The organism is Ochrobactrum soli (assembly GCF_003664555.1).
GTDB classification, from domain to species: Bacteria; Pseudomonadota; Alphaproteobacteria; order Rhizobiales; family Rhizobiaceae; genus Brucella; species Brucella teleogrylli.
Window position 1 is genome coordinate 448,052 of record NZ_RCHH01000003.1, and the last position, 23,767, is coordinate 471,818.

A 23,767-nucleotide genomic window follows, 5' to 3' on the forward strand; every position below is an offset into this window, starting at 1 on the left:
CCGGATATGACACTTAATCTGACCATTGCATTTATTGTTGTCGGGTTGCTGCTTTGGTATTTCAAATGCCGCAAGCTTGGCTTTGTTTCGATTGCCGTTGGCATCGTTCTGTATGGCGCAATCGCGTCGGCCATCCTGCCCGATTATCTGATGAACCGCCTGCAGTCGTCCTATTCATCGACGCTGCAATCCTCGCTTGAAGACAACACCGCCTTTATCGTCTTCGGCATGGGCACGCAGACCGTCATGGAACGCGGTGAAAAAGTGGTCGAACCGCTCGCCTTTTCCTATGGGCCGATCCTTGCTGCCGTGGGCATGAACCATCACTGTATCGAGAGCGCCCTGAAGTGCACATTCATCGTCAGCGGCGCAGATGTGGCCGGGACCGGTGTGACCGAGGCGGCATCGATCGCCGGGCAATTGGTGAAGGCCGGTATTGATCCCGCTTCCATCCTGTTGGACGAAAAGAGCCGGAATACTTGGCAGAACGCCAAAAACACCGCAGCAATCCTGCGTGCGATCAAGCCCGCGAAGATCGTGCTGCTGCAGGCAGCGCCGATCATCAAGCGTGACTTGCTCTATCTGGCGCATTTCGGCGTGAAGCCCGAGCCGGTCGCAGCCGGTTTTTTGACGGCGGCGCATACCAATATGTCTTCGGCGGGACTTTCTTTTCTGGTGACCGATTTGGCCCTGCATGAAGCGATAGGCGTCTGGCGCTATGAGTTCTATAACTACATGGGATGGAATGAGCCGAAACAGCCACCGCTTGCGTTGGGCAGCGCTGCGCCTTCGGCAGTTCTCGCGCCTGCCCATTGAGTTTATGATGCTACCGCCCGACGCGTTTTGATAGGGCGCTGGAAAAAATATCCCCGAAATAACCCCAAAAGTGAGCAGATTTTTCGAAGCGGTTTTAAATTTCGGTGAGGTTGTGGCATCCTGTCGTCAAAGACCTCTGATACTGTCCTGACCAATGGCTACGAGGGATACCCGTGGGGGGCCCAAAGGAAACAATGGAGGCGGTCGTGAAATTATCGAGACTTTCGCTCACTTTGGCGGCATTGGTGGCAGCGGCCTCGCTGGCCGGAACCGTTCAGGCGAGCCACGCGGATCAGACGCTTCTGAACGTGTCCTATGATCCGACGCGTGAGCTCTACAAGGATTACAATGCGGCCTTTGCGGCGCATTGGAAGAAGGAAACCGGCGAAACCGTCACCATCCGCGCATCGCATGGCGGTTCGGGCGCGCAGGCCCGTTCGGTGATCGACGGCGTCAAGGCTGATGTGGTCACGCTGGCGCTCGAAAGCGATATCGACGCGATAGCGTCGCGCACCGGCAAGATCGACAAGGAATGGCGCAAGCGCCTTCCGAACAATTCGTCGCCTTATACATCCACGATCGTTTTTCTGGTGCGCAAGGGCAACCCCAAGGCCATCAAGGACTGGGGTGATCTGGTGAAGGATGGTGTGGAAGTCATCACGCCGAACCCGAAGACATCCGGCGGCGCGCGCTGGAACTATCTTGCCGCCTGGGCCTGGGCCTACAAGCAGTATGGCGGCGACGAACAGAAGATCAAGGATTACATCGCTGACCTGTTCCGTCACGTGCCGGTGCTTGATACTGGCGCACGCGGCGCGACGACCAGCTTCGTGCAGCGTCAGCTCGGCGATGTGCTGCTGGCCTGGGAAAACGAAGCCTATCTTTCCGTGGCCGAATTCGGCGAAGATGCGTTCGACATCGTCGTGCCGCCGCAGTCGATCCTGGCTGAACCCCCGGTCGCGGTCGTTGACAAGAACGCCGAGGAGAACGGCACCACCAAGCTGGCGCAGGCCTATCTCGAATATCTCTATTCGCCGGAAGGTCAGGCTATCGCAGCCAAGCATTTCTACCGTCCGTCGAAGCCGGACCTCATCCCGGCTGACCAGCAGCGCAAGCTTCCAGACCTGACGCTGGTAACCATCGACGATCCGATTTTCGGCGGTTGGGCCAAGGCGCAGCCTTACCATTTCGGTGACGGCGGTACGTTCGACCAGATCTACAAGCCGGGCAAATAAGGCGCAGACAAAAGCACAGTCAGCCGGTCAGAGCCGAAGCTGATATTTGCAGCCACTGAAAAAGGGAACAAAACAACAGCATGTCTTCGCTCCCTGCACGGGCCAGAGCAGGGTCGCACTTTCGCAAGCCGAGCGTCATTCCAGGTTTCGGACTGACGTTCGGTTTCAGTGTTGCCTATCTGACCCTTCTCATTCTCATTCCGCTGGCGGCCCTGGTGCTGCGCTCCAGCGAGATCGGTTTCTCGGGCTTCTGGCGGCTGATCACCGATCAACGCACGTTGAAATCGCTGGAAACAAGCTTTGGAACGGCATTCATCGCCGCGCTGGTCAATGTCGTGTTCGGCGTTATTCTGGCCTGGGTTCTGACCCGCTATCGCTTTCCGGGCCGCCGTTTCATCGATGCCATTGTCGATATTCCCTTTGCGCTGCCGACAGCGGTTGCCGGTATTGCGCTGGCCGCCATCTATGCACCGAATGGCTGGATCGGCAGCCTGTTTGCGCCCTTCGGCATCCGCATCGCCTTTACGCGCATCGGTATCGTGGTCGCGCTGATCTTCATCGGCCTTCCTTTCGTGGTGCGCACGGTGCAGCCGATCATGGAAGAAATCAGCCGTGAGGTCGAAGAGGCTGCGGCGACTCTCGGTGCCACGCGTTTCCAGACCATCTGGCGGGTGCTTCTGCCCAGCCTTCAGCCTGCGATCCTGACGGGCTTTGCGCTCGCCTTCGCACGCGGCGTGGGTGAATATGGCTCGGTCATCTTTATTGCGGGCAACACGCCCTATGTGTCGGAAATCGCGCCACTGCTGATCGTCGTCAAGCTGGAGGAATATGATTACGCCGGTGCGACGGCGCTCGCCACCATCATGCTGGTGCTTTCCTTCGCGATGCTCTTGTTCATCAATCTCATTCAGGCGCGATCAAGAAAGAAATACGGCTATGGCGAATGAAACAACAGGCACTGGCCGCGCCAGCCGCACTGGCCGCGCCAGCCGTAGCGCCGTGACGGAAAGCCGGACCACGCGCATCATCCTGATTGCGCTGGCGCTGGCGTTTCTGGCACTCTTTCTGATCCTGCCGGTGATTGCGGTTTTTGTGGAAGCGTTCCGCAAAGGCCCGACCGAATATCTCGGAGCCTTGCTGGAGCCGGACGCCTGGTCGGCGATCAAGCTCACCTTGACGGTCGCGGCCATCGCCGTGCCACTCAATCTGGTTTTCGGCGTTGCCGCTGCATGGGCCATCGCCAAGTTCGAGTTCAAGGGCAAGGCGCTGCTGACCACGCTGATCGACCTGCCGTTTTCGGTGTCGCCGGTGATTTCCGGTCTGGTCTTCGTGCTGCTGTTTTCCAGTCACAGCCTGCTTGGGCCATGGCTGGAGCAGCACGGGATCCAGATACTCTTCGCGGTGCCCGGCATCGTTCTGGCGACGGTCTTCGTCACTTTTCCCTTCGTGGCGCGCGAGCTGATCCCGCTGATGCAGGAGCAGGGAACCGGCGACGAAGAAGCGGCGATTTCACTTGGCGCCAATGGCTGGCAGACATTTCGCTATGTCACGCTGCCGAATATCAAATGGGGCCTTCTCTATGGCGTTCTGCTCTGTAATGCCCGCGCCATGGGTGAGTTCGGGGCGGTATCCGTGGTATCGGGCCGCATTCGCGGTCTCACCAATACGATGCCTTTGCACGTGGAAATCCTCTATAACGAGTATAATTTCGTTGCAGCATTTGCGGTGGCTTCGCTTCTGGCTCTGCTTGCGCTTCTGACGCTGGCGATCAAGACAATCCTGGAGCTGCGCTATAGCGATGAGCTGGCGGGCAGCAACGGGCACTGAAGGCAATTTGGAAAGCTGACCCGGGTGGTTGAAACCGGGCGCGGCTTCAAGGATAAATGGCCGCGAAGCGGCAGGGGAAGGATAGGGAATGGAAGTTCGTGTTGCCGACGTGCGTAAGGAGTTTGCCCGTTTTCCGGCTTTGCATAATGTGTCCCTGGATATCCGGTCTGGCGAACTGATCGCGCTGCTCGGCCCGTCCGGTTCGGGCAAGACGACGCTGCTGCGTCTGATCGCCGGGCTGGAAAGACCGACGGAAGGCACGATTTTCTTCGGTGAGGAAGACGCCTCGCAGAAGAGCGTGCAGGAGCGCAATGTTGGTTTTGTGTTTCAGCATTATGCGCTGTTCCGGCATATGACGGTCGCGGACAATATCGGTTTTGGCCTGAAAGTGCGCCCCGGTTCGACCCGTCCTGCCACCAGCGAAATCCGTCGCCGTGCGCTGGAATTGCTCGATCTGGTGCAGTTGCAGGGGCTGGAAAAGCGTTATCCCGCCCAGCTTTCCGGTGGTCAGCGCCAGCGCGTCGCGCTTGCCCGCGCCATGGCCATCGAGCCGAAGGTTCTGCTGCTCGATGAGCCTTTTGGCGCGCTCGATGCGCTTGTGCGCAAGGAATTGCGCCGCTGGCTGCGTGAAATTCACGACAAGACCGGCCATACGACCGTTTTCGTCACGCATGATCAGGACGAAGCGCTCGAACTCGCCGACCGCGTGGTGGTCATGAGCCAGGGACGGATCGAACAGCTCGGCACGCCCGATGAGATCTATGACAATCCGAACTCGCCTTTCGTCTATGGATTTATCGGCGAGTCCAGCACGCTTCCGGTCCGGGTCGAAAATGGCGAGGTCTGGCTGACGGATCGCAATATCGGCCTCACCGCCGAGGGCGCGGCAGAGGGCGAGGCGCAGCTCTATTTCCGCCCGCATGATGTGGAACTGCTCGACGGTTGCGGCGGCTGCATCGCAGGCACGGTTGTGGCAAGCCGACGCTCCGGCGGTAAGCGCCGGGTGGAGCTTGAAGTGGGCGGCGCGCGTGAGCGCATCGAAATCGAAATTCCTGCCGAACACCCGGCTGCGGAGAAAAGCCGCATCGCGTTTCGTCCGCGCTACTGGAAGCTGTTTCCGGCAGGCGGACCGGAAAAGGCTTCGAGTGAAACTTCGGCGAAGATTGGTGCCTGAATCGCGGTTTTTGACTGGCTAAGCAGACTAAAAGCGGCCTCCGCACGATGATTCTCGCGCGGAGGCCGCTTTTTTTGCCGTTCTGGACGAGAATGGCGGCGCGCGTTAAAATGGCTGCGACCGTACCCAGGGTGGTATTTTTTATAAATTCAATATGTTAGGGTTGTATTCAACGAGTTGATCCATAACGCAACATTACTACCGGGAAAGAATTGTGCGTTGCGATTTAAACGGTTTGAATATCAGCACAATCCGCCGTCGCATTTTGGCCAAATGCGGGCGACATGCAGGGAACCGATTACGGATACTGTCGTTTCCCTACATTGAATTGAAATGAATTTAGTATCCACCGCCGCAGATAACTCATCCCTTCGGAAAGGCTGTTAAGGCAGATGCCGGAATCGTCTTCGTCGCACTCCCATTCAACCTCAACCGAGAATAAATCGTCAAAGCCGCCCAAAACGAATAGTCCGATGGAGCCGAAATCCACTGGGCAGGGCGGTTCTGATCAGATTCCGCCGGAACAGCCATCGCCGATCCGCGCGCTTTACAAGACGGAAGATGAGCTGCGCGTTCTGGCGAGCACCGTTGCCCGCGGGGAAGACATTCCGCTGCCGGGCTATCTGGCGTTTCCGTTCGATCAGCGCCTGTCCGAAAACGGCAAGCTGATCCTGCATGCCTATCGCGCGTCCGACGCCGCGTCGCGTGCCGGTGAGACGATTACGCCTGCCGCGCAATGGTTGCTCGATAACCATTATCAGATCGACAAGAATGTCCAGCAGGCACGCCGCGATCTGCCGCGCCGATTCATTCGCCAGTTGCCGCCTTACAAGGCTGTCGAAGGCATGCCGCGCATTTTCGCGCTGGCCTGGCTTTATGTCGCCCATACGGACAGCAATTTCTCGCTCAAAACCCTGACGGCCATCGTAAAGGGCTTTCAGGAAGTCGAGCCGCTGAAGATCGGTGAATTGTGGGCGCTGCCCTCTGCCGTGCGCTATTTCCTGATCGAAAATGCGCGCCGTCTGGCTCTGCGTGTCGATCGTGCGCGCCTGATGCGCAATCTCGCCAATACGGCGGCCGACCGCATCGTGGTCGCTGCCGACGGCGCGGAACTCGATGCGGTTCTGGCGCAATATGCGCAGGCCGCCCGCGACAGCACTTTCGCCACGCATCTTCTCTATCGTCTGCGTTCCGCCTCCACCGACACGACGGCGGCGGCAAGCTGGCTCGAACGGATTCTGGAACAGGAAGGCAGCAACCCGGAAGACGCCATCGTCGAGGAACATGCACGCCAGTCCACTGGCGGCGTGACGATGGGCAACGTCATTCGCAGCCTGAAATCCATCGACGACGTGGATTGGGAAACCTGGTTCGAAACGGTCAACGAGGTCGATGCGATCCTGCGCGACCACAGCGATTTCGAACTCTTGGATTTCCGCTCGCGCAATGCCTATCGCGTGACGATTGAAAAGCTCGCCCGCTATTCGGATATGAGCGAAATCGATATCACCTGGGCAGCGCTCAAGCTTGCCGAGGAAGGCCAGCGTGCCGAGCAGGCCGGTCATCCGGAAGCCGAAGGCAAGGGCTCCATCGCCTATTATCTGTCGGGCGACGGTCGCAGCGATCTTGAGAAAGTCTGTGGCTACAAGGCGCCGTTCGGCGTCAAGGCGCTGCGCTTTTATCGCGGGCTTGGACTTCTTGGGCTATTCATCCCGACGGCGATCTTCACGATCCTGATTCTGCTGCTCGTCAATTACTGCATGAGCCGTGCCGGTCTTTCGACCGATCTGCGCCTGCTGTTCACGCTGCTGGCGATCTTCCCGGCGATGGATGCCTCCTATTCGCTGTTCAATGCGCTGGTGCCGTGGTTCGTGCAGCCGACGCGCCTGATCGGATTCGAATATAAGGAAGGCTTGCCTGAAGAAGCGCGCACGCTTGTCGCGGTGCCGACCTTCATCACCTCGCGTGATTCCATCGACGAGCAGATCCGCAATCTGGAAGTCCATTATCTCACCAATCCGCGCGGCGAGATTTATTTCGCGCTGGTCAGCGACTGGGTGGATGCGAAGCAGGAAATCAAGCCTGCGGACATGGAAATCTATGACTATGCGCGTGAGGAAATCGCCAAGCTCAACGAGCATTATACGGGCGGCGACCAGCCGCGCTTCTTCCTCATGCATCGCCGTCGCCTGTTCAACGACAAGCAGAATTGCTGGATGGGTTGGGAGCGCAAGCGCGGCAAGCTGCACGAGCTGAACCTGCTTCTGCGCGGCGATCAGGATACGAGCTTCTTCCCGCCGGATGAGCGTCTGCCGAAGGAAATCAAATATGTGATGACGCTGGACGCCGATACGCGTCTGACGCCGGAATCCGTCACCAATCTTGCTGGCAAACTCAGCCATCCGCTGAACCGTCCGGTCATCGATGAAAAGACCGGCAAGGTTGTTCGCGGTTATGGCATTTTGCAGCCGCGCGTGACGCCGTCGCTGACGACGGGCGACGAGGCATCGTTCCTGCAACGCGTCTTCTCGGTCAATCGCGGTATCGATCCTTACGTCTTCGCGGTTTCCGATACTTATCAGGATCTGCTGGGCGAGGGCACATTTACCGGTAAGGGTCTTTACGACATCGACGCCTTTGAGGCGGCGCTGAAGGATCGCGTGCCGGAAAACACGCTTCTCAGCCACGATCTTCTCGAAGGCGGCTATGCCCGCGCTGCACTCGTCAGCGATGTTGAAGTCGTGGAAGATTATCCGACCGGCTATAATGTCGATGTGTCGCGCCACCATCGCTGGGCGCGTGGCGACTGGCAGCTTCTGCCATGGCTGTTTTCCACCAATCGCGGCGTCAGCGCCACGACGCGTTGGAAGATGGTGGACAATCTGCGCCGTTCGCTGAACCCGATCTTGTGGTTGCTTGCCGCCGTAATCGGCTGGAGCGTGCTGCCGCTTGGCGTTGCTGCCGTCTGGCAGGGCTTCCTGATCGTCAGCATGTTCGTCGCGCCGACTTTCGGCATCGTCACCAATCTGATCCCGGTGAATATGGATTATTCGCTGAAGGGCCATGCGCAATCGGTGCTGACCGATATTGCACTGGGCACGGCGGATGTGGCGCTGCGCACCACCTTCATCGCGCATTCGGCCTTTCTGATGGCCGATGCCATTGCGCGCACGGTCTATCGTCTGTTCGTTTCGCGCCGCAACCTTCTGGAATGGCGCACAGCGGCGCAGGCCAAGACCTCACCGGACACGCTGCTGTTCTATTTCCAGCTCATGTGGCCAGCCATGGCCATTGCTGGTCTGGCGATGTTCGTGCCTCTCGCAGCCGAAAGCCACGCCGCGCTTATCGCAGCTCCCTTTGCGGTGATCTGGTTCGTCTCGCCGCTGATCGCTTGGCTGGTCAGCCGTTCGGCCAAGCCGCAGGACACGCTCGAAGTTCTGTCATCCGACAAGTCTGATCTGCGCCGTTATGCGCGCCGAACCTGGCGTTATTTTGCCGAATTCGCGAATGATGAAAACCATCATCTGCCGCCGGATAACTTCCAGGAAGACCCGCTGCCGGTGCTGGCGCAGCGTACCTCTCCGACCAATATCGGCGTCTATCTTCTGTCGATTGTCGCAGCCCGCGATTTCGGCTGGATTGGCTTCGACGAAACGGTGGAGCGTGTCGAGGCGACCGTCAATACGCTGGAGAAGATGGAGAAGTATCAGGGCCATCTCTACAACTGGTATGAGACCAACACGCTGACGCCGATGCGCCCGCTTTATGTTTCGGCGGTGGATAGCGGCAATCTCGCCGGCCATCTGGTGACATTGTCTTCGGCGCTCGAAGAATGGGCCGAAGCGCCATCCGTCTATGTGCAGGGCGACCTCGACGGTATCCTCGATGTCAACGACATCCTTGAGGAAACCATCGCGAGTATCCCGGACGACCGCCGCATCCTGCGTCCGCTGCGCCGCCGTCTGGAAGAGCGTATCGCCAATTTCCGCCGCGCCGTGCGCACCATCAAGGAAGAGCCGGAAACGGCATCCTTCCGCACGATCAACCTGTCGCTTTTCGCCAATGATATCGTGCGTCTGATGGAAGAACTCGACAGCGAGATCGAGACGCCCGCCAGCGCCGAGGCCAAGGAATGGGCGCGTATTCTGGTCGATACCTGCCAGGCGCACACCGATGACGCCATGGGCGAACGCGACACCGACGCGCTGCGCGAGCGCCTGCGCGATCTCGCAACCCGTTCGCGTCAGCTGGCCTTCGATATGCAGTTCGGCTTCCTTGAGCGGAAGGAACGTCGCCTTCTGTCGATCGGTTTCCGCGTGCAGGAAAACGAACTGGACGAAAGCTGCTACGATCTTCTGGCTTCCGAAGCCCGTCTGGCGAGCCTCTTCGCCATCGCCAAGGGCGACGTGCCGGTCGAGCATTGGTTCAAGCTGGGCCGTCTACTGGTGCCGGTGGGCTGGAAGGGCGCTCTGCTCTCCTGGTCCGGCTCGATGTTCGAATATCTGATGCCGCCGCTGGTCATGTCCGAGCCGCTCGGTTCGTTGCTCGACCAGACCAACAAACTCGTGGTGCAACGTCAGATCGACTATGCGACCTCGCGCGGTCTGCCATGGGGTATTTCCGAAGCGGCGTTCAATGCGCGTGACGCGCATATGAACTACCAGTATTCCAACTTCGGCGTGCCTAATCTGGGCTTGCAGCGCGGCCTGTCGCGCAATGCGGTTATCGCGCCTTATGCGAGCCTGCTTGCGTCGCAATATCAGCCAGCGGCTGCCGTCGCCAACCTCAAGCGTCTGGCCAAGCTTGGCGCGCTGGGCCGCTATGGCTTCCACGATTCCGTGGACTTCACCCCGTCGCGTGTTCGCGAAGGCGAAACCTGCGCGGTCGTGAAGAACTATTATGCCCACCATCATGGTATGGCGATCATCGCGGTCAACAATGTGATCTTCGAAGGCCGCATGCGCGAGCGTTTCCACTCCGATCCGGTGATCGAAGCCGCCGAACTCCTGTTGCAGGAAAAGGCGCCGCGCGAAATCCCGATGATTTACGCCAAGACAGAAAATCCGATGCGCGTGGATTCGGGCGGTTTCGACGATGCACCGATGCGCATCATCGACAAGCCGTTCAAGGCGCCGCGCACCACGCATATGATGTCGAACGGCCAATATGCGCTGATGGTCACGGCCAATGGTTCCGGCTACAGCCGCTGGCACAATTGGGATATCACCCGTTTCCACGCCGATGCGTCGGAAGACCTTCAGGGTTCCTTCCTGTTCCTGCGGGACATGGAAAGCGGCTATTGGTGGTCGGCGACCGGCGAGCCGGTGCGCAACCCGGAAGAAGAAACCAAGACCGTCTTCACCGAAGACAAGGCGGAATTCTACAAGACCGCCGGCGATATCAAGACGGTCATGGAAGTGATCGTCTCGTCGGAATATGACGGTGAGGGCCGCAGGCTCGACATCATCAACACCTCGGCGCGTGACCGCATCATCGAAGTCACGTCCTATGAGGAACTGGTGCTGACCGACAAGGACAGCGATGCCGCCCATCCGGCCTTTGCCAAGATGTTCGTCGAAACCGAAATCGCCGATAACGGTTCGACCATCTATGCCACGCGCCGCAAGCGCGCGCCGTCCGACCCGGATATCCATGTTGCGCATTTCGTCACCGATCTGACTGGCGCTGTGCGTGAAACCGAGGTCGAAACCGACCGCCGCGCCTTCATCGGTCGTGGCCGCAGCCTGCGTGATGCGATTGCCTTCGAGCCGGGTGCGAAATTTAGCGGCAGCCAGGGCTGCGTGCTCGATCCGATTGCATCGGTGCGCACCCGTGTCCGCGTACCGGCACACAAGAAGGTGAGCCTCGTTTTCTGGACCTTCGCCGGTGGCAGCCGCGATGCGGTGGAACATGCCGTGGCGATGCATCGCCATCCGGAAAGCTTTGCCCGCGAATATTCGCTGTCCTGGACCAGCTCGCAGGTGCAGCTCTACCATATTGGTATCAAGCCGGCGGAGGCTGCCGATTACCAGAAGGTCGCGGCCTATCTGCTCTATCCCGAGCGGACCTTGCGCCAGCCGCCGGAAACCATCGCCAGCGGTCTCGGCAAACAGTCCGATCTGTGGCCGATGTCGATTTCCGGCGATTATCCGATCTTCGCATTGCGGATCGACAACGAAGCCGATCTCGAAGTGCTGCGCGGCGTGTTGCGCGCGCAGGAATATTGGCGCTCGAAGGGCCTCACCGTCGATGTGGTGGCGGTCAACGAACGCGCCTTCTCCTATGCGCAGGATACGCAGCGCGCCATCGACTGGATCGTGGAAGGTTTCCGCGCCCGTGGCGGCGGGCAGCCGCATATCTTCGCGGTGCGCCGCGACCAGATGAGCGACGAAAGCTACAACACGCTCCTGGCTTCTGCCCGTATCGTCATGCACGCGCAGAACGGTTCGCTGGCCGAACAGCTGCGCCGCAGTGAGGAAATCACCGTCGATCTCGCCGCCCGCGATGCCAAGTCGGCGACCAATGGTCAGGCGGCGGCACAGGGTCTCGGTGCTGCCGGACTTGCGCCTGTCGCCATCGAACGTGGCGTCGGCGGTACGGAAGAACGCCGTCCGGTCGTCAAGCCGAAGGTCACCAATCGTCCGGCTCCGTCGGGCGACGATCTCCAGTTCTGGAACGGTTATGGCGGTTTTGCGGAGGATGGCAGCTATGTGGTGCGGGTCAATGGCCTCACCAACACGCCCCATCCGTGGATCAATGTCATCGCCAATCCGTCCTTCGGTTTCCATGTCTCGGCGGAAGGTTCGGCCTTCACCTGGGCTGGCAACAGCCGCGACTATCAGTTGACCCCATGGGCCAACGATCCGGTCACCAACCGTCCGGGCGAGGCGATCTATATCCTCGACCGCGAAACGGGCCGCACCTTCGCGCCAACGTCGAATGTGCTGCGCGACGAGGCGGTGACTTACGAAGCCCGCCACAGCCATGGCTACAGCACTTTCGCCGCACAGCATGGCGAACTGGCGCTGGAACTGACCCATATTGTCGATGCCGACAAGCCGGTGCGCCTGTCGCGCCTGACGGTGACCAACAAGGGTCGCTCCAAGCGCAAGCTGCGCGCCTATGGTTACGTCGAATGGGTGCTGGGCAATGCCCGCGCCAAGAACGTGCCGTTCATCGTGCCGTCGCATGATGATGAACTGGGTGCGCTCTTTGCGGGCAACCCGTATCATCCCGACAAATCGGGCCAGATCGCCTTCTTTGCAGCGACTGAAAAGCCGCAATCGGTGACGGCTGATCGCAGCGAGTTCATTGGCACCACCGGTTCGGTGGACAGGCCGGAAGTCGTGCTCGCGGGCAGGGCGCTCTCCAACACGGTGGAAGCCGGACGTGATCCGTGCGCGGCGCTTGCGCTCGACATCGAGGTCGGTCCTGGCGAAAGCCGCGAATTGGTGTTCCTGCTCGGCAATGCCGCCGATCAGGTGCAGGCGAAAAAGCTGATTTCCGACGCCCGCACCGCGTCTTTCGAGGACAAGCTGCAGGCGGCGAAGAACCAGTGGGAAACGCTCTTCAATCGCGTGCAGGTGAAGACGCCTGATCCGGCCTTCGATCTTCTGGTCAATGGCTGGTTGCCTTATCAGGCGATTGCCTGCCGTATCTGGGCGCGTGCCGCTTTCTATCAGGCCAGCGGCGCCTTCGGCTTCCGCGACCAGTTGCAGGACACGCTGTCGCTGCTGCTCGTCGATCCGACGCTCGCCCGCGCGCAGATCCTCAATGCCGCATCGCGCCAGTTCCCGGAAGGCGATGTCCAGCATTGGTGGCTGCCCGCCACAGGTGCCGGTGTGCGCACACTGATCTCGGACGATGTGGTCTGGCTCGGCTATGGCACATCGCTTTATGTCGAGACCACGGGCGACCGCTCGATCCTCGATGAAAAGCTGCCATTCCTCGTCGGACGCAAGCTGGAAGAAGGCGAACATGATGCCTTCTATGAGCCGGAAATCTCCAAGGACACGGTGAGCCTTTACGAGCATTGCGCGCTGGCGCTCGACCTTGCGGTCGACCGCACCGGCAAGCATGGTCTGCCGCTGATCCTCGGCGGCGACTGGAACGACGGCATGAACCTTGTCGGTGTGAAGGGCGAAGGCGAAAGCGTGTGGCTCGGCTGGTTCCTGGCCTATACGCTGCGCCAGTTCATCCCGATTGCCGAAGCGCGCAAGGATAATGTTCGCGTTGATATCTGGAAAGCGCATCTGGACAGCCTGACGGCGGCGCTCGACCGCGACGGCTGGGATGGCGAATGGTATCGTCGTGGCTTCTACGACAATGGCGCGCCGCTTGGTTCGAAAGACAGCGACGAATGCCAGATCGACGCCATCGCGCAATCCTGGAGCGTGTTGTCCGGTGTGGCAGATCCAAAGCGCGCCGAACAGGCGATGGCTTCGCTCCAAAAACGTCTGCTGGATGAGGAGGGCGAACTGCTTCGCCTATTCACGCCGCCTTTCGACAAGACCGTGCAGGAGCCGGGTTACATCAAGGGCTATCCGCCCGGCGTTCGCGAGAACGGCGGTCAGTACACCCATGGCGCAACCTGGGCCATTCTGGCGCTGGCCCGCATGGGAAAGACAGCGGAAGCCTGGCGTCTGTTCTCGCTGATCAGCCCGGTCAATCATGGCCGCAACCCGGACACCTACCGTGTTGAACCTTATGTGATCGCAGCAGACATCTATTCCGTCGAGCCGCGTCGCGGGCAGGGCGGCTGGACCTGGTATACGGGTTCGGCAGGCTGGTTCTACCGCGTGGCAACCGAGGGCATCCTCGGTGTGACAAAGCGTGGAGACAGGCTGCATCTTGATCCGGCATTGCCGCCGGAATGGGACGGCTATGAAGCCGAGCTTCGTTTCGGCGAGGCGCTCTACCGGGTCAAGGTTGTCGCTGGCGCTAAGGATAAGGCGATCAAGTTCAACGGCCGCAAGGTCGGCAAACCGGACGAAGGCGTGCCGATCAAGCCGGATGGCGAACATGAAATTGTGGTAGAGCTTCCCAAACAGAAGTGAACCGATTAAAAAGGCGGGTGAAAACCCGCCTTTTGCACGACTCAGGCTAAGTAGAATTAGCCCTTGTGCCATCGGATACTTGTTGTTTGCTGGAGGCCGTGATGGCCAGAACTGATATCGCGCGCCGCGTCTATAACCATGCCTGGAAGCTCGATCCTATTATCCGCAGCCTGCTGGATACGGATTTCTACAAGCTTCTGATGCTCCAGATGATCTGGGGCCTCTATCCCAAGGTGGACGCGACCTTCTCGCTCATCAATCGCACGACCTCTGTGCGCCTCGCCGACGAGATCGAAGAAGGCGAGCTGCGCGCGCAGCTTGATCATGCGCGCACGCTGCGCTTCTCCAAAAAGGAAATGATCTGGCTGGCGGGTAACACCTTCTATGGCCGCAAGCAGATTTTCCAGCCGGAATTCCTGGCATGGCTGCATGATTTCCAGCTGCCGGAATATGAGCTTCGTCGCAAGGACGGGCAGTACGAGCTGCATTTCCACGGGCCGTGGTCTCACACATCGATGTGGGAAATTCCAGCGCTTGCCATCATCAACGAACTGCGTTCGCGCGCGGCGATGAAGAACCTCGGGCCGTTTTCGCTCGATGTGCTCTATGCCCGCGCCAAAGCCAAGATGTGGAGCAAGGTGGAACGGCTGCGCCTGCTGCCGGATCTGAAGATTTCCGACTTCGGCACCCGCCGTCGACATTCGTTCCTGTGGCAGCGCTGGTGCGTGGAGGCGCTGAAGGAGGGCATCGGCGATTCCTTTACCGGCACCAGCAACGTGCTTCTGGCGATGGATACCGACCTTGAAGCGCTCGGCACCAACGCGCATGAATTGCCGATGGTGCTGGCCGCACTCGCCAAGACCGACGAGGAACTGCGCAGCGCGCCCTATCGCGTGTTGCAGGACTGGAACCGTTATTATGGCGGCAATCTGCTGATTGTTCTGCCGGACGCTTTCGGCACCGCGGCCTTCCTGCGCAATGCGCCGGACTGGGTTGCCGACTGGACGGGTTTTCGTCCCGACAGCGCCCCGCCCGTCGAAGGCGGCGAACGCATCATCGAATGGTGGAAATCACGCGGAAAAGACCCGCGTGAAAAGCTGCTCATTTTCTCCGATGCGCTGGATGTCGATACGATCGAAGACACCTATCGCCATTTCGAAGGCCGTGTGCGCATGAGCTTCGGCTGGGGCACAAACCTCACCAATGATTTCATGGGTTGCGCGCCCAAGAGCATCGAAGGGCTGAATGCCATTTCGCTGGTCTGTAAGGTCACGGATGCCAATGGTCATCCGGCGGTCAAGCTTTCCGACAATCCGCAGAAAGCGACGGGCGACCCGAAGGAAGTGGCGCGTTATCTCAAATTCTTCGGCAATGAGGAAAGAGTGGAGCAGCTCGTCAGAGTTTAAACGTCAGCGGATATTCGGGTTCTGGTGGCCTGCAAATACCGCTCTTCTGCGCTTCCGGTGCTCACGTACCTTTAAGTACGCTGCGCGCCGGTTCTCGAAGAACGGCATTTTCGTCTCACCATAACGCCGAATCTCCACTGACGTTACGAGCCGCGTTTTACCGCTATTCCATCAGCCGTGCTGTGCCGGAAAGGCGGATTGATCCGCCGCGTTCCGTGCCGATCTGGGCGCGAAGATGCGACGGACTGCCCATATCCTCGCCCTGAAACACTTCGATCTCGCCGCCATGCGGCCAGCCGATATCGCGCAGATAGGCGGCAAAGGCCGCCGTGGAAGCGCCCGTCGCCGGGTCTTCATAGACGCCACCAGCAGCAAACGGGTTGCGGCTATGGAAGCGTTGCGGCGTTTCCGAATGGATCAGCAGGATGGTCGTCCAGCCCTGCCGCTTCATCATTACGCGGCCACGCGCCAGATCGTAATGCATCGAAGCAAGCTTCTCGCGTGAGCGCAGCGGCAACAGGATATGGTCCGCGCCCGCATGGATCAGCGCCGGCGGAATGCCGGGCGCGAGATCGTCCTTGTCGTAGCTGAACAGCGAGAGTGCCTGTTCCACCTCGACTTCAGCGGCGGCACGGTTGCGCGTCGGCGGCGATTGCAGGCTGGCGGCGAACAACTCGCCTTCCTTGCGACCGTCCACGCTGATGGTACTGTTATTGAGCTTCAGGTTGAAATGTCCGTCGCCCATGCGCATGGCCAGCGCTGCACCGAGCGCAATGGTGGCATGGCCGCAGAACGGCACTTCCATTTCAGGCGCGAAATAACGCACGCGCCAGCTTTCGCCGTCCGGCGCGGCGAAAGCCGTTTCAGAAAAGCCCACCTCCTTGGCGATTTTCTGCATTTCCTCTGGAGAGGGGAGGCGGTCCGCAATCAGCACACCTGCTGGGTTGCCGCCCTGATTGCCTTGTGAGAAGGCTGCGATGCGCAAGACGTCCACTGAATTGTCCTTCGCCATATTCGATTCTCTCCCACCCACTCCCTATAGAAGGCGGGAATTGAGTCGGGTCAATGGCGTAGGTTAGAAGGCGCTGTCTTATCTGTAGATGACGGAATCAATCGCGCATTTCTGCGGCCCATGGCGGGTTTGCGCCCGCGCGGGAAACGGTGACGGCAGCAGCCCGGACGCCAAGCGCAATAGCAGAATGAATCTGGTCTTCGTTCAGAGTTGCGATGGCCGCCTTGTTGAGCAAGCCCTGATTGTGCAGGCTGACCAGAATGCCCGCATTGACCGTATCGCCCGCGCCAACCGTGTCCACGACATCAACTTTGACGCCCGGCACACGCACCGTTGCATGGGCCGTATAGGCATCGGCGCCATGGGCGCCCTTGGTAATGACGATCAGCTTTGGACCGAGCTTCAGCCATTCGGCGGCGATTTCGTCATGGCTGCCATGTTCGCCGAACCAGTTGAGGTCTTCGTCGGACAGTTTCACGATATCGGCCAGCGCGATCATGCGTTTCATGCGCGCCAGATGCTTCTCGCGGTCGGTGATGAAACCGGCGCGGATATTGGGATCGAGGAACATGACCCGCTTTTTAGCTTCACGGGTCATCAGCGCTTCATAGACGCTGCCGCATGGCTCGGAAATCAGGCTGATGCAGCCAAACAGCATGGCGTCGATGCTTTCATCCACGAAAGGCATGTCGCTTTCGGAAAGCATGCGGCCAGCCGTATTCTCGTCGTAGAAAGCATAGCGCGCCTGACCGTCCACGAGGCGGACGAAGGCAAGCGTCGTCGGGCGATCCGAAATGGCGGCAAAGGAATAATCGACATTGGAGCGCGCCAGCGTGTCACGCAGCACTTCGCCGAAGAAATCCGAGGAAATGCCGGAGAAGAAGCCTGTCGGCACGCCAAGTCGCCCAAGCGCTATGGCCGAATTGAAAACCGAACCGCCCGCAAAAGGCACGAAGGCTGTTTCGCCGGTCGCGGCTTCGCGTGGCAGCATGTCGATCAGGGCTTCACCGCAACAAAGGATCATGGCTCGGTTTCTGTTGAATTGGGTTTTAAATCGATTGAAGGCAGCTAAACAAAAAGCGCGGTGTTTTTCAACAGCCGCGCTTTGCATTTGTTAGACGTGCTGGCCGCCATTGATATGGATTTCCGATCCCGTGACATAGGATGAAGCTTCAGTGCACAGGAAGTAGATGGTTTCCGCGACTTCCGAGGTTTTGCCAAGGCGGCGCATGGGCAATTGTTCCACCAGCTTTTCTGTGCCCGGCGACAGGATCGCCGTGTCGATTTCGCCCGGCGCAATAGCGTTGACGCGGATGCCATAGGGGCCGAAATCCGAGGCCATTTCGCGCGTCAGCGAGGAAAGCGCTGCTTTCGACGTGGCATAAGCGGTGCCTGCAAAGGGGTGAACACGGCTGCCTGCAATGGAGGTCACATTGACGACCGAACCCTGTGCGGCTTCCAGTTCCTTGAACAGGCCACGCGCCAGCATGATAGGGGCCATGAAATTGACCTGAAACACGTCGCGCCACACGGCCATCGGCGTTTCAATCGAATTCAGGCGGCGGCCGCCCTGTGCTTTCGGCGAAATGCCTGCATTGTTGACGAGCGCATGCAGCTTGCTGCCATTGGCTTCAAGGCGACGGCGGATTTCGGCAATCGCTTTGCCGACGTCTTCCTGATCGGCCAGATCGACCTTGATATGGTCTTCCGGTCCGGCGGGCCATGGGCAATTATCGGAAAAATCCTGCCGCGAGCAGGTAATCACGCGCCAGCCTGCACGCGAAAAACGCTTGACGGTCGCATGGCCGATACCGCGGCTGGCGCCGGTCAGAACCAGTGTCTTGCGCTCTTCGTCAACCTTCGGGGCTTCAGATGGGGACGCGTCTGTTTTGGTCATTTGGGTCATGGAAAACCTCGCTCTCAAATCTTGAATAGACCATGCCGCTCAAGATTTCGAGGGGAATTAGCAATTGCGTGCAGAAGGTGCTTCACTTGATCGCGACTGCGGGAGCGGACTGTCATCCACTCCCGCATTTCTTGCAAATCTCTACTGCGAATTGCCCATGATGATGTCAAGCAACGTGGTGGAGCCACCCTGCCGTCGCTGCGGCTGCTGCACCGGCTGGCCACCGACCTCGCCGGGTGGCATCGGGCGGTAGGTGTCGTCATACCCGCCGGATGCGTTGCCCTGCGGGCCCGGCGCATTCACAGGATAAGCGCCTTCCGGTGCAGCCTGCTGGATGTCGTTGCGCGTGGTGGTTTCCGGCGCTGGCGGCCAGTAACCATCGTCGCCATTTCCAGCCATCGGCTGATCGCCATAGCCGCCCTGTGGCATCATGTTGGGATCGTAAGGCGCATTCGGGTCCATGCCGTCGCTGCCGCCGGGAACGACATTCTGGATGTCGTAATGGCCGGGCAGTTCGGAGATGGGCACGCCCTTGTGCGCTTCCTGCATAAAGCTTTTCCAGGCGGCAACCGGCAAGGTCGAGCCGAAGACGCGCTTCATGCCCTTGCCATCGTCATTGCCGAACCAGACGCCAGTGGTGAGATTGGATGTGTAGCCGACGAACCATGCGTCGCGGAAATTCTGGCTGGTGCCGGTTTTCCCCGCTGCGGGCCAGCCGCCAAAGGCCGCCTTGCGCGCCGTACCGTCCTCGACGGTGCGCCGCAACATGGCGTTCATCATGCCGACATTGCGCTCGTCGATGACACGCGGGCCAATGGCGTCATCTTTCTGGTAAAGCACCTTGCCATCGGCATCCGTCACCTTGGTGATGAAATAGACCGGCGCGCGATAGCCGCCATTGGCAAAAGGCACATAGGCATCGGCCAGTTCGAGAAGGGTCACTTCCGAGGTGCCAAGCGCCAGCGAAGCGTTGGGCTCAAGCTTCGATTGCACGCCAAGACGGTGCGCGGTATCCACCACGGTCTGCGGGCCGACTTCCATCACAAGCTGGGCGGAAACCGAGTTGAGCGAGTGCGACAGCGCGGTCGCCAGCGTCACTTCGCCCATATATTTGCCGTTGTCGTTGCTGGGCGTCCACTTGCCGATGCGCACCGGCGCATCGTTGCGCACCGAATCCGGTGTGCGGCCCTGTTCCAGCGCCGAAAGATAGACGAACGGCTTGAAGGAGGATGCAGGCTGACGGCGCGCATCGGTCACGCGGTCAAACTGGCTGGCGGCATAATCGACGCCACCGACCATGGCGCGCACCGCGCCGGTGCCGTCGATGGAAACGAGCGCACCCTGGCTCACATTCATTTTCTTGCCGCTTTGGGAAATCTGGTCCTTGATCGCCTCTTCGCCTGCCGATTGCAGGCCGAGATCGATGGTCGTTTCCACCGTGATATCGGTCTTCGCCTCGCCGATCAGGGCTGGCAATGCCGACACGACCTTGTCGGCGACATAGTTTTCCGAACCCTGCCAGAAGGATGGCGCGCGGGTCGGCGGTTCGCTTTCGGCGATCGCCAGTTGTCTGTCATCGATCATGCCTTCTTCGCGCATGGCACCCAGCACCAGCTTGGCGCGGGCGGCGGCGGCTTCCGGATCGCGGGCGGGCGACAGGCGGGACGGGGCTTTGAGAAGGCCAGCCAGCGTGGCGGCTTCCATCAGGTTCACATCCTTGGCCGACTTGTTGAAATAGCGCCGCGAAGCCGCGTCGACGCCATAGGCGCCCGAACCGAGATAGACCCGGTTCAGATACATCTCCAGAATCTGTTCCTTGGTGTATTTATGCTCGAGCCATACGGCGAGCATCACTTCCTGTACCTTGCGTTCCAGCGTGCGGTCAGGTGACAGGAACAGGTTTTTGGCCAGCTGCTGTGTCAAAGTGGAACCGCCCTGCACGGCGCGCCCCGAAACAACATTGGTCACAATTGCGCGGGCAAGGCCGATCGGGTCGATGCCGAAATGCGAAAAGAAACGCCGGTCTTCAATGGCGACAACCGCCTTTGGAATGAAGGCCGACATTTCATGCAGACCCACAGCCTCGCCGCCGGTGGTGCCGCGATTGGCAATCAGCTTTCCGCTAACATCGACAATGCGCACGTTGGGTGGACGGTCGGGAATTTCCCAATCCGTCGTCGGCGGCATCTTGGCTGCAAAATAGACGAGCACACCGGCAAGGCCGATGCCGCCCCACAGGCCGAGCACGAAGCACCAGTAGATCGCCCGGCGCAGAAAGCCGAAGAAGCCGCGCGGCTTCGCCTTGCCGCGGCGTGCCGCACGCGGTTCGCGATCCCGGGACGGGGTCCGTTTGCGTTGCTGCGAGCGCGCCATACGCTCCTCCTCATCGACACGGAAATCGTCCTCGTCAGTCCTCTTCTCTTCTTTGCCGAAAGAAGGGTCGATGCGTCCGTTCCTGTCGTCTCGCGATGCCATAGTCTGCCTAAGTTACCCACCTGCGCGCCGGTCCGTTATGCGTGCGAACCGATCATTTTCCAAAATTAATCTGCATTGCCGTCATGTTATTCAGCCAATGCGAAGAAGGGTCTACCCGGTGCAGGGTAAATGCGGCGGTTTAAAGGGACGTAAATCGCCGGTTAATAAAAAGCCCGCCATGCGGCGGGCTTTTCCAGTTTTACGAACAGCTTACTCGCTGCGAGGCTTCTTGCTATAGCCGCCTTCGGACTTCTTCGGGCCCTTTTTGAAGCCGTCACCACGCGGCTTGTCACCCCAGGATTTTTCGCCACGCGGCTTGTCGCCCCATGACTTTTCCCCACGTGGCTTGTCGCCCCAAGGCTTGTCTCCGCGCGGCTTGTCGCCCCAGGATTTCTCGCCATAAGACTTTTCACCACGCGGCTTGAAGCTCTTGCTTTCGCGGCGTCCGGCATCTTCACCGGCGCCAGCAACCGCAGGACGGATCACCAGACCCTTTTCGCCCGTGCCGCGCTCGGCAACCGACTGACGGAATTCATCGGCCTTCGATGCGGCGATTTCAAAGCGGGTTTCGCCGTCGAGGATCTTGATCGAGCCGACATCGCGCTTCGACACGTCGCCGGCCTTGCAGATCAGCGGCAGCAGCCACTTCGGATCGGCGCGGTGCTTTCGACCAGCCGAAACCGAGAACCAGACGCCATCGAAATGCGCATTGCGGTCGAAGCGTTCGCCCGGTTCGCCGCGTTCTCCACGATCAAAACGGTCGTTACGCTCGAAACGATCGCCGCGGTCAGAACGTTCGCGCGGTTTCTTGCCGCCAACCGGATGAACCGGCGCGTCCGACACTTCTTCCGGTGCAGGCGCCAGCGACAATTCGCGATTGAGATAGGCGGCTGCCAGCTGTTCCGGCGTGTAACGCTCCAGAAGCGCTTTCAGCACGTCCTGATGTTCTTCCTCAACCGGCTGGCCAAATGCCTCGGCATTGAGAATGCGTTCGTTGTTTTTGGCCTGAACGGCAGCAATGCCCGGCGCAGGGATGGTCTGCGCGTCGAGCTTCGCCATATGCAGAAGGCGCTCGGCGGAACGGCGGCGCGAGAACGGCACGACCAGCACGCAGGTGCCCTTGCGACCGGCGCGACCGGTACGGCCCGAACGGTGCAGCATGGTTTCAGGATTGTTCGGCAGATCGGCATGGATAACCAGATCGAGATTCGGCAGATCGATACCGCGTGCGGCAACGTCGGTCGCCACACAAACGCGGGCGCGACCATCGCGCATGGCCTGCAGCGCATTGTTGCGCTCGGCCTGGCTCAGTTCGCCCGAAAGCGCCACCACTGCAAAGCCGCGATTGGAAAGGCGGCTTGCCATGTGCTTTACCGCTTCACGGGTTGAGCAGAAGATGATCGAGTTCTGTGAATCGTAATAAAGCAGCGTGTTGATGATCGCGTGGTCGCGCTCATGCGGCGGAACCGGCATGGCGACATAATCGATATCGGCGTGCTGGCTGGTTTCGCTCTGCACGGTGAGGCGCAGCGCATTGTTCTGGAAACGCTTGGCGAGCTGCGCGATGGGCTTCGGCACGGTTGCCGAGAACATCAGCGTGCGGCGGTCTTCCGGCGCTTCACCGAGGATGAATTCGAGGTCTTCGCGAAAACCCATGTCGAGCATTTCGTCGGCTTCGTCGAGCACGACGACGCGCAGCGCAGACATGTCCAGCGCGGAGCGGGTGATATGGTCGCGCAGGCGGCCCGGCGTACCAACGACGATATGGCTGCCACGTTCCAGCGCACGGCGCTCGGTGCGGATATCCATGCCGCCAACGCAGGATGCAATGCGCGCGCCGGTATCGGCATAAAGCCATTCCAGCTCGCGTCGCACCTGAAGCGCCAATTCGCGCGTCGGCGCGATGATCATGGCAAGCGGCGCACCCGCTTCGCCGAAGCGAAGCTCGTCTTCCAGAATGGTGTTGGCCATGGAGAGACCGAAGGCAACGGTCTTGCCGGAACCGGTCTGGGCGGAAACGAGAAGGTCGGAATCAAGGGTTTCAGGCGCCAGCACGGCGTTCTGAACGGCGGTGAGGGTATTATAACCGCGAGCGGCAAGAGCTCCGGACAGGGCCGGAGCGATGGTTTCGGGCAGAGACATGGACAACTTTCACAAAAGCTTCACAAGTCGCAAACCCATTGGCCGTAAACCTAACGTTCACGGCTCCCCTGGCGACCACCGAAGCAACAGAATTGCCGCTTCCCTATAGGGTTCAGGTCGCGAGGTCAACCATGGCTGGCGACATGGCAGCCCTGCGCCCGGCGTATGCCAATTGACCGACTTACCGGGGCTCAGTTTTCATTTAATATATAAACGTCACTATCAATAATGATTGGCTATCAATTCGATTTAATCAAAGTAATTGCGAGATAAAAATGAGAAAATTATTGGCTGTTTCAGCTTTTTTAATCGTTGGCTTGATGTTTTCTGTCAATTACGGTGTCGCAAGGCCGATTTCGTACTGTGCATCTGGAATTCCTCCCAAGAGTAACCCCAATGAATATGATGATTTCAGAAATGCAAAATTCCAGCTCGACCAATATTTGAAGGGGAAGGGGCAGAGGCCCACGGTCTTCAACAATAACGAGGGAATTCTCCCGAATGTGCCTCGTATGACCTATTTTGAGTTCGATCTCGGCAAGGATCGATACGGTCGCCGTGGAAGGCACCGGGCCATTATCGGTTATGATGGGAGTGCAAATCGCACCTATTATTATACGGATAATCACTACAGATCGTTCTGTATGATCCGTTAAAATGCGGGTTTAAAGCAAGGCCGAGCCGCAACCGTCTGGCAGTGACGGCTCGGTAAAGAGTG

The 23,767-nt window shown here is 59.5% G+C and carries 13 protein-coding genes; 8 read left to right on the forward strand and 5 right to left on the reverse strand.

From position 1 onward, the window contains the following. Positions 1-6 precede the first annotated feature (6 nt). The 7 genes from D8666_RS07565 to pncB all read left to right on the forward strand — a co-directional run bounded on the left by D8666_RS07565 (position 7) and on the right by pncB (position 15,514). Positions 7-816, forward strand: a complete 810-nt coding sequence (locus D8666_RS07565; protein WP_121537060.1) for a YdcF family protein — start codon at positions 7-9, stop codon at positions 814-816. Positions 817-1,022: 206 nt separating this feature from the next. Then, the gene (locus D8666_RS07570) at positions 1,023-2,051 is read left to right on the forward strand and encodes a sulfate ABC transporter substrate-binding protein (protein ID WP_121537440.1); all 1,029 of its coding nucleotides are present in this window, start codon (positions 1,023-1,025) and stop codon (positions 2,049-2,051) included. An 80-nt stretch (positions 2,052-2,131) separates the two neighbouring features. Next, a complete protein-coding gene (cysT, locus tag D8666_RS07575; RefSeq protein ID WP_109368142.1) occupies positions 2,132-2,998 on the forward strand; it encodes a sulfate ABC transporter permease subunit CysT in 867 nt (288 codons plus the stop codon). Beyond that, positions 2,988-3,878, forward strand: coding sequence for a sulfate ABC transporter permease subunit CysW (gene cysW / locus D8666_RS07580; RefSeq protein ID WP_121537062.1), 891 nt, complete (start codon positions 2,988-2,990; stop codon positions 3,876-3,878). The genes cysT and cysW overlap by 11 nt, the downstream gene beginning before the upstream one ends. Positions 3,879-3,966: 88 nt before the next feature. Then, complete coding sequence (locus D8666_RS07585) at positions 3,967-5,052, forward strand: sulfate/molybdate ABC transporter ATP-binding protein (protein ID WP_121537064.1); 1,086 nt, start codon at positions 3,967-3,969, stop codon at positions 5,050-5,052. Positions 5,053-5,525: 473 nt separating this feature from the next. Next, entirely contained in the window at positions 5,526-14,108 is an 8,583-nt protein-coding gene (locus tag D8666_RS07590; protein WP_371830793.1) for a glycoside hydrolase family 94 protein, read from the forward strand. Between the two features lie 101 nt (positions 14,109-14,209). Further along, positions 14,210-15,514: a nicotinate phosphoribosyltransferase gene (gene pncB / locus D8666_RS07595; protein ID WP_121537068.1), complete on the forward strand. Its 1,305-nt coding sequence runs from the start codon at positions 14,210-14,212 to the stop codon at positions 15,512-15,514. Between the two features lie 163 nt (positions 15,515-15,677). On the opposite strand, the gene D8666_RS07600 is transcribed toward pncB, so the two are convergent. The 5 genes from D8666_RS07600 to D8666_RS07620 form a co-directional block, all read right to left on the reverse strand. After that, on the reverse strand, positions 15,678-16,508 hold the full coding sequence (locus D8666_RS07600) for a PhzF family phenazine biosynthesis protein (RefSeq protein ID WP_109370143.1): 831 nt from the start codon (positions 16,506-16,508) through the stop codon (positions 15,678-15,680). A 115-nt stretch (positions 16,509-16,623) separates the two neighbouring features. Further along, on the reverse strand, positions 16,624-17,550 hold the full coding sequence (locus tag D8666_RS07605) for a carbohydrate kinase family protein (protein WP_121537070.1): 927 nt from the start codon (positions 17,548-17,550) through the stop codon (positions 16,624-16,626). 90 nt (positions 17,551-17,640) lie between these two features. Then, the gene (locus D8666_RS07610; RefSeq protein WP_121537072.1) at positions 17,641-18,432 is read right to left on the reverse strand and encodes an SDR family NAD(P)-dependent oxidoreductase; all 792 of its coding nucleotides are present in this window, start codon (positions 18,430-18,432) and stop codon (positions 17,641-17,643) included. Positions 18,433-18,573: 141 nt separating this feature from the next. Continuing rightward, positions 18,574-20,907 carry a transglycosylase domain-containing protein gene (locus D8666_RS07615; protein ID WP_121537074.1) on the reverse strand — a complete coding sequence of 778 codons (2,334 nt, stop codon included), beginning with the start codon at positions 20,905-20,907 and terminating at the stop codon, positions 18,574-18,576. A 210-nt stretch (positions 20,908-21,117) separates the two neighbouring features. After that, positions 21,118-23,049, reverse strand: coding sequence for a DEAD/DEAH box helicase (locus tag D8666_RS07620; protein WP_121537076.1), 1,932 nt, complete (start codon positions 23,047-23,049; stop codon positions 21,118-21,120). Between the two features lie 275 nt (positions 23,050-23,324). On the opposite strand from D8666_RS07620, the gene D8666_RS07625 reads away from it, so the two are divergent. Next, positions 23,325-23,705, forward strand: coding sequence for a ribonuclease domain-containing protein (locus D8666_RS07625; RefSeq protein ID WP_121537078.1), 381 nt, complete (start codon positions 23,325-23,327; stop codon positions 23,703-23,705). Positions 23,706-23,767 lie beyond the last annotated feature (62 nt).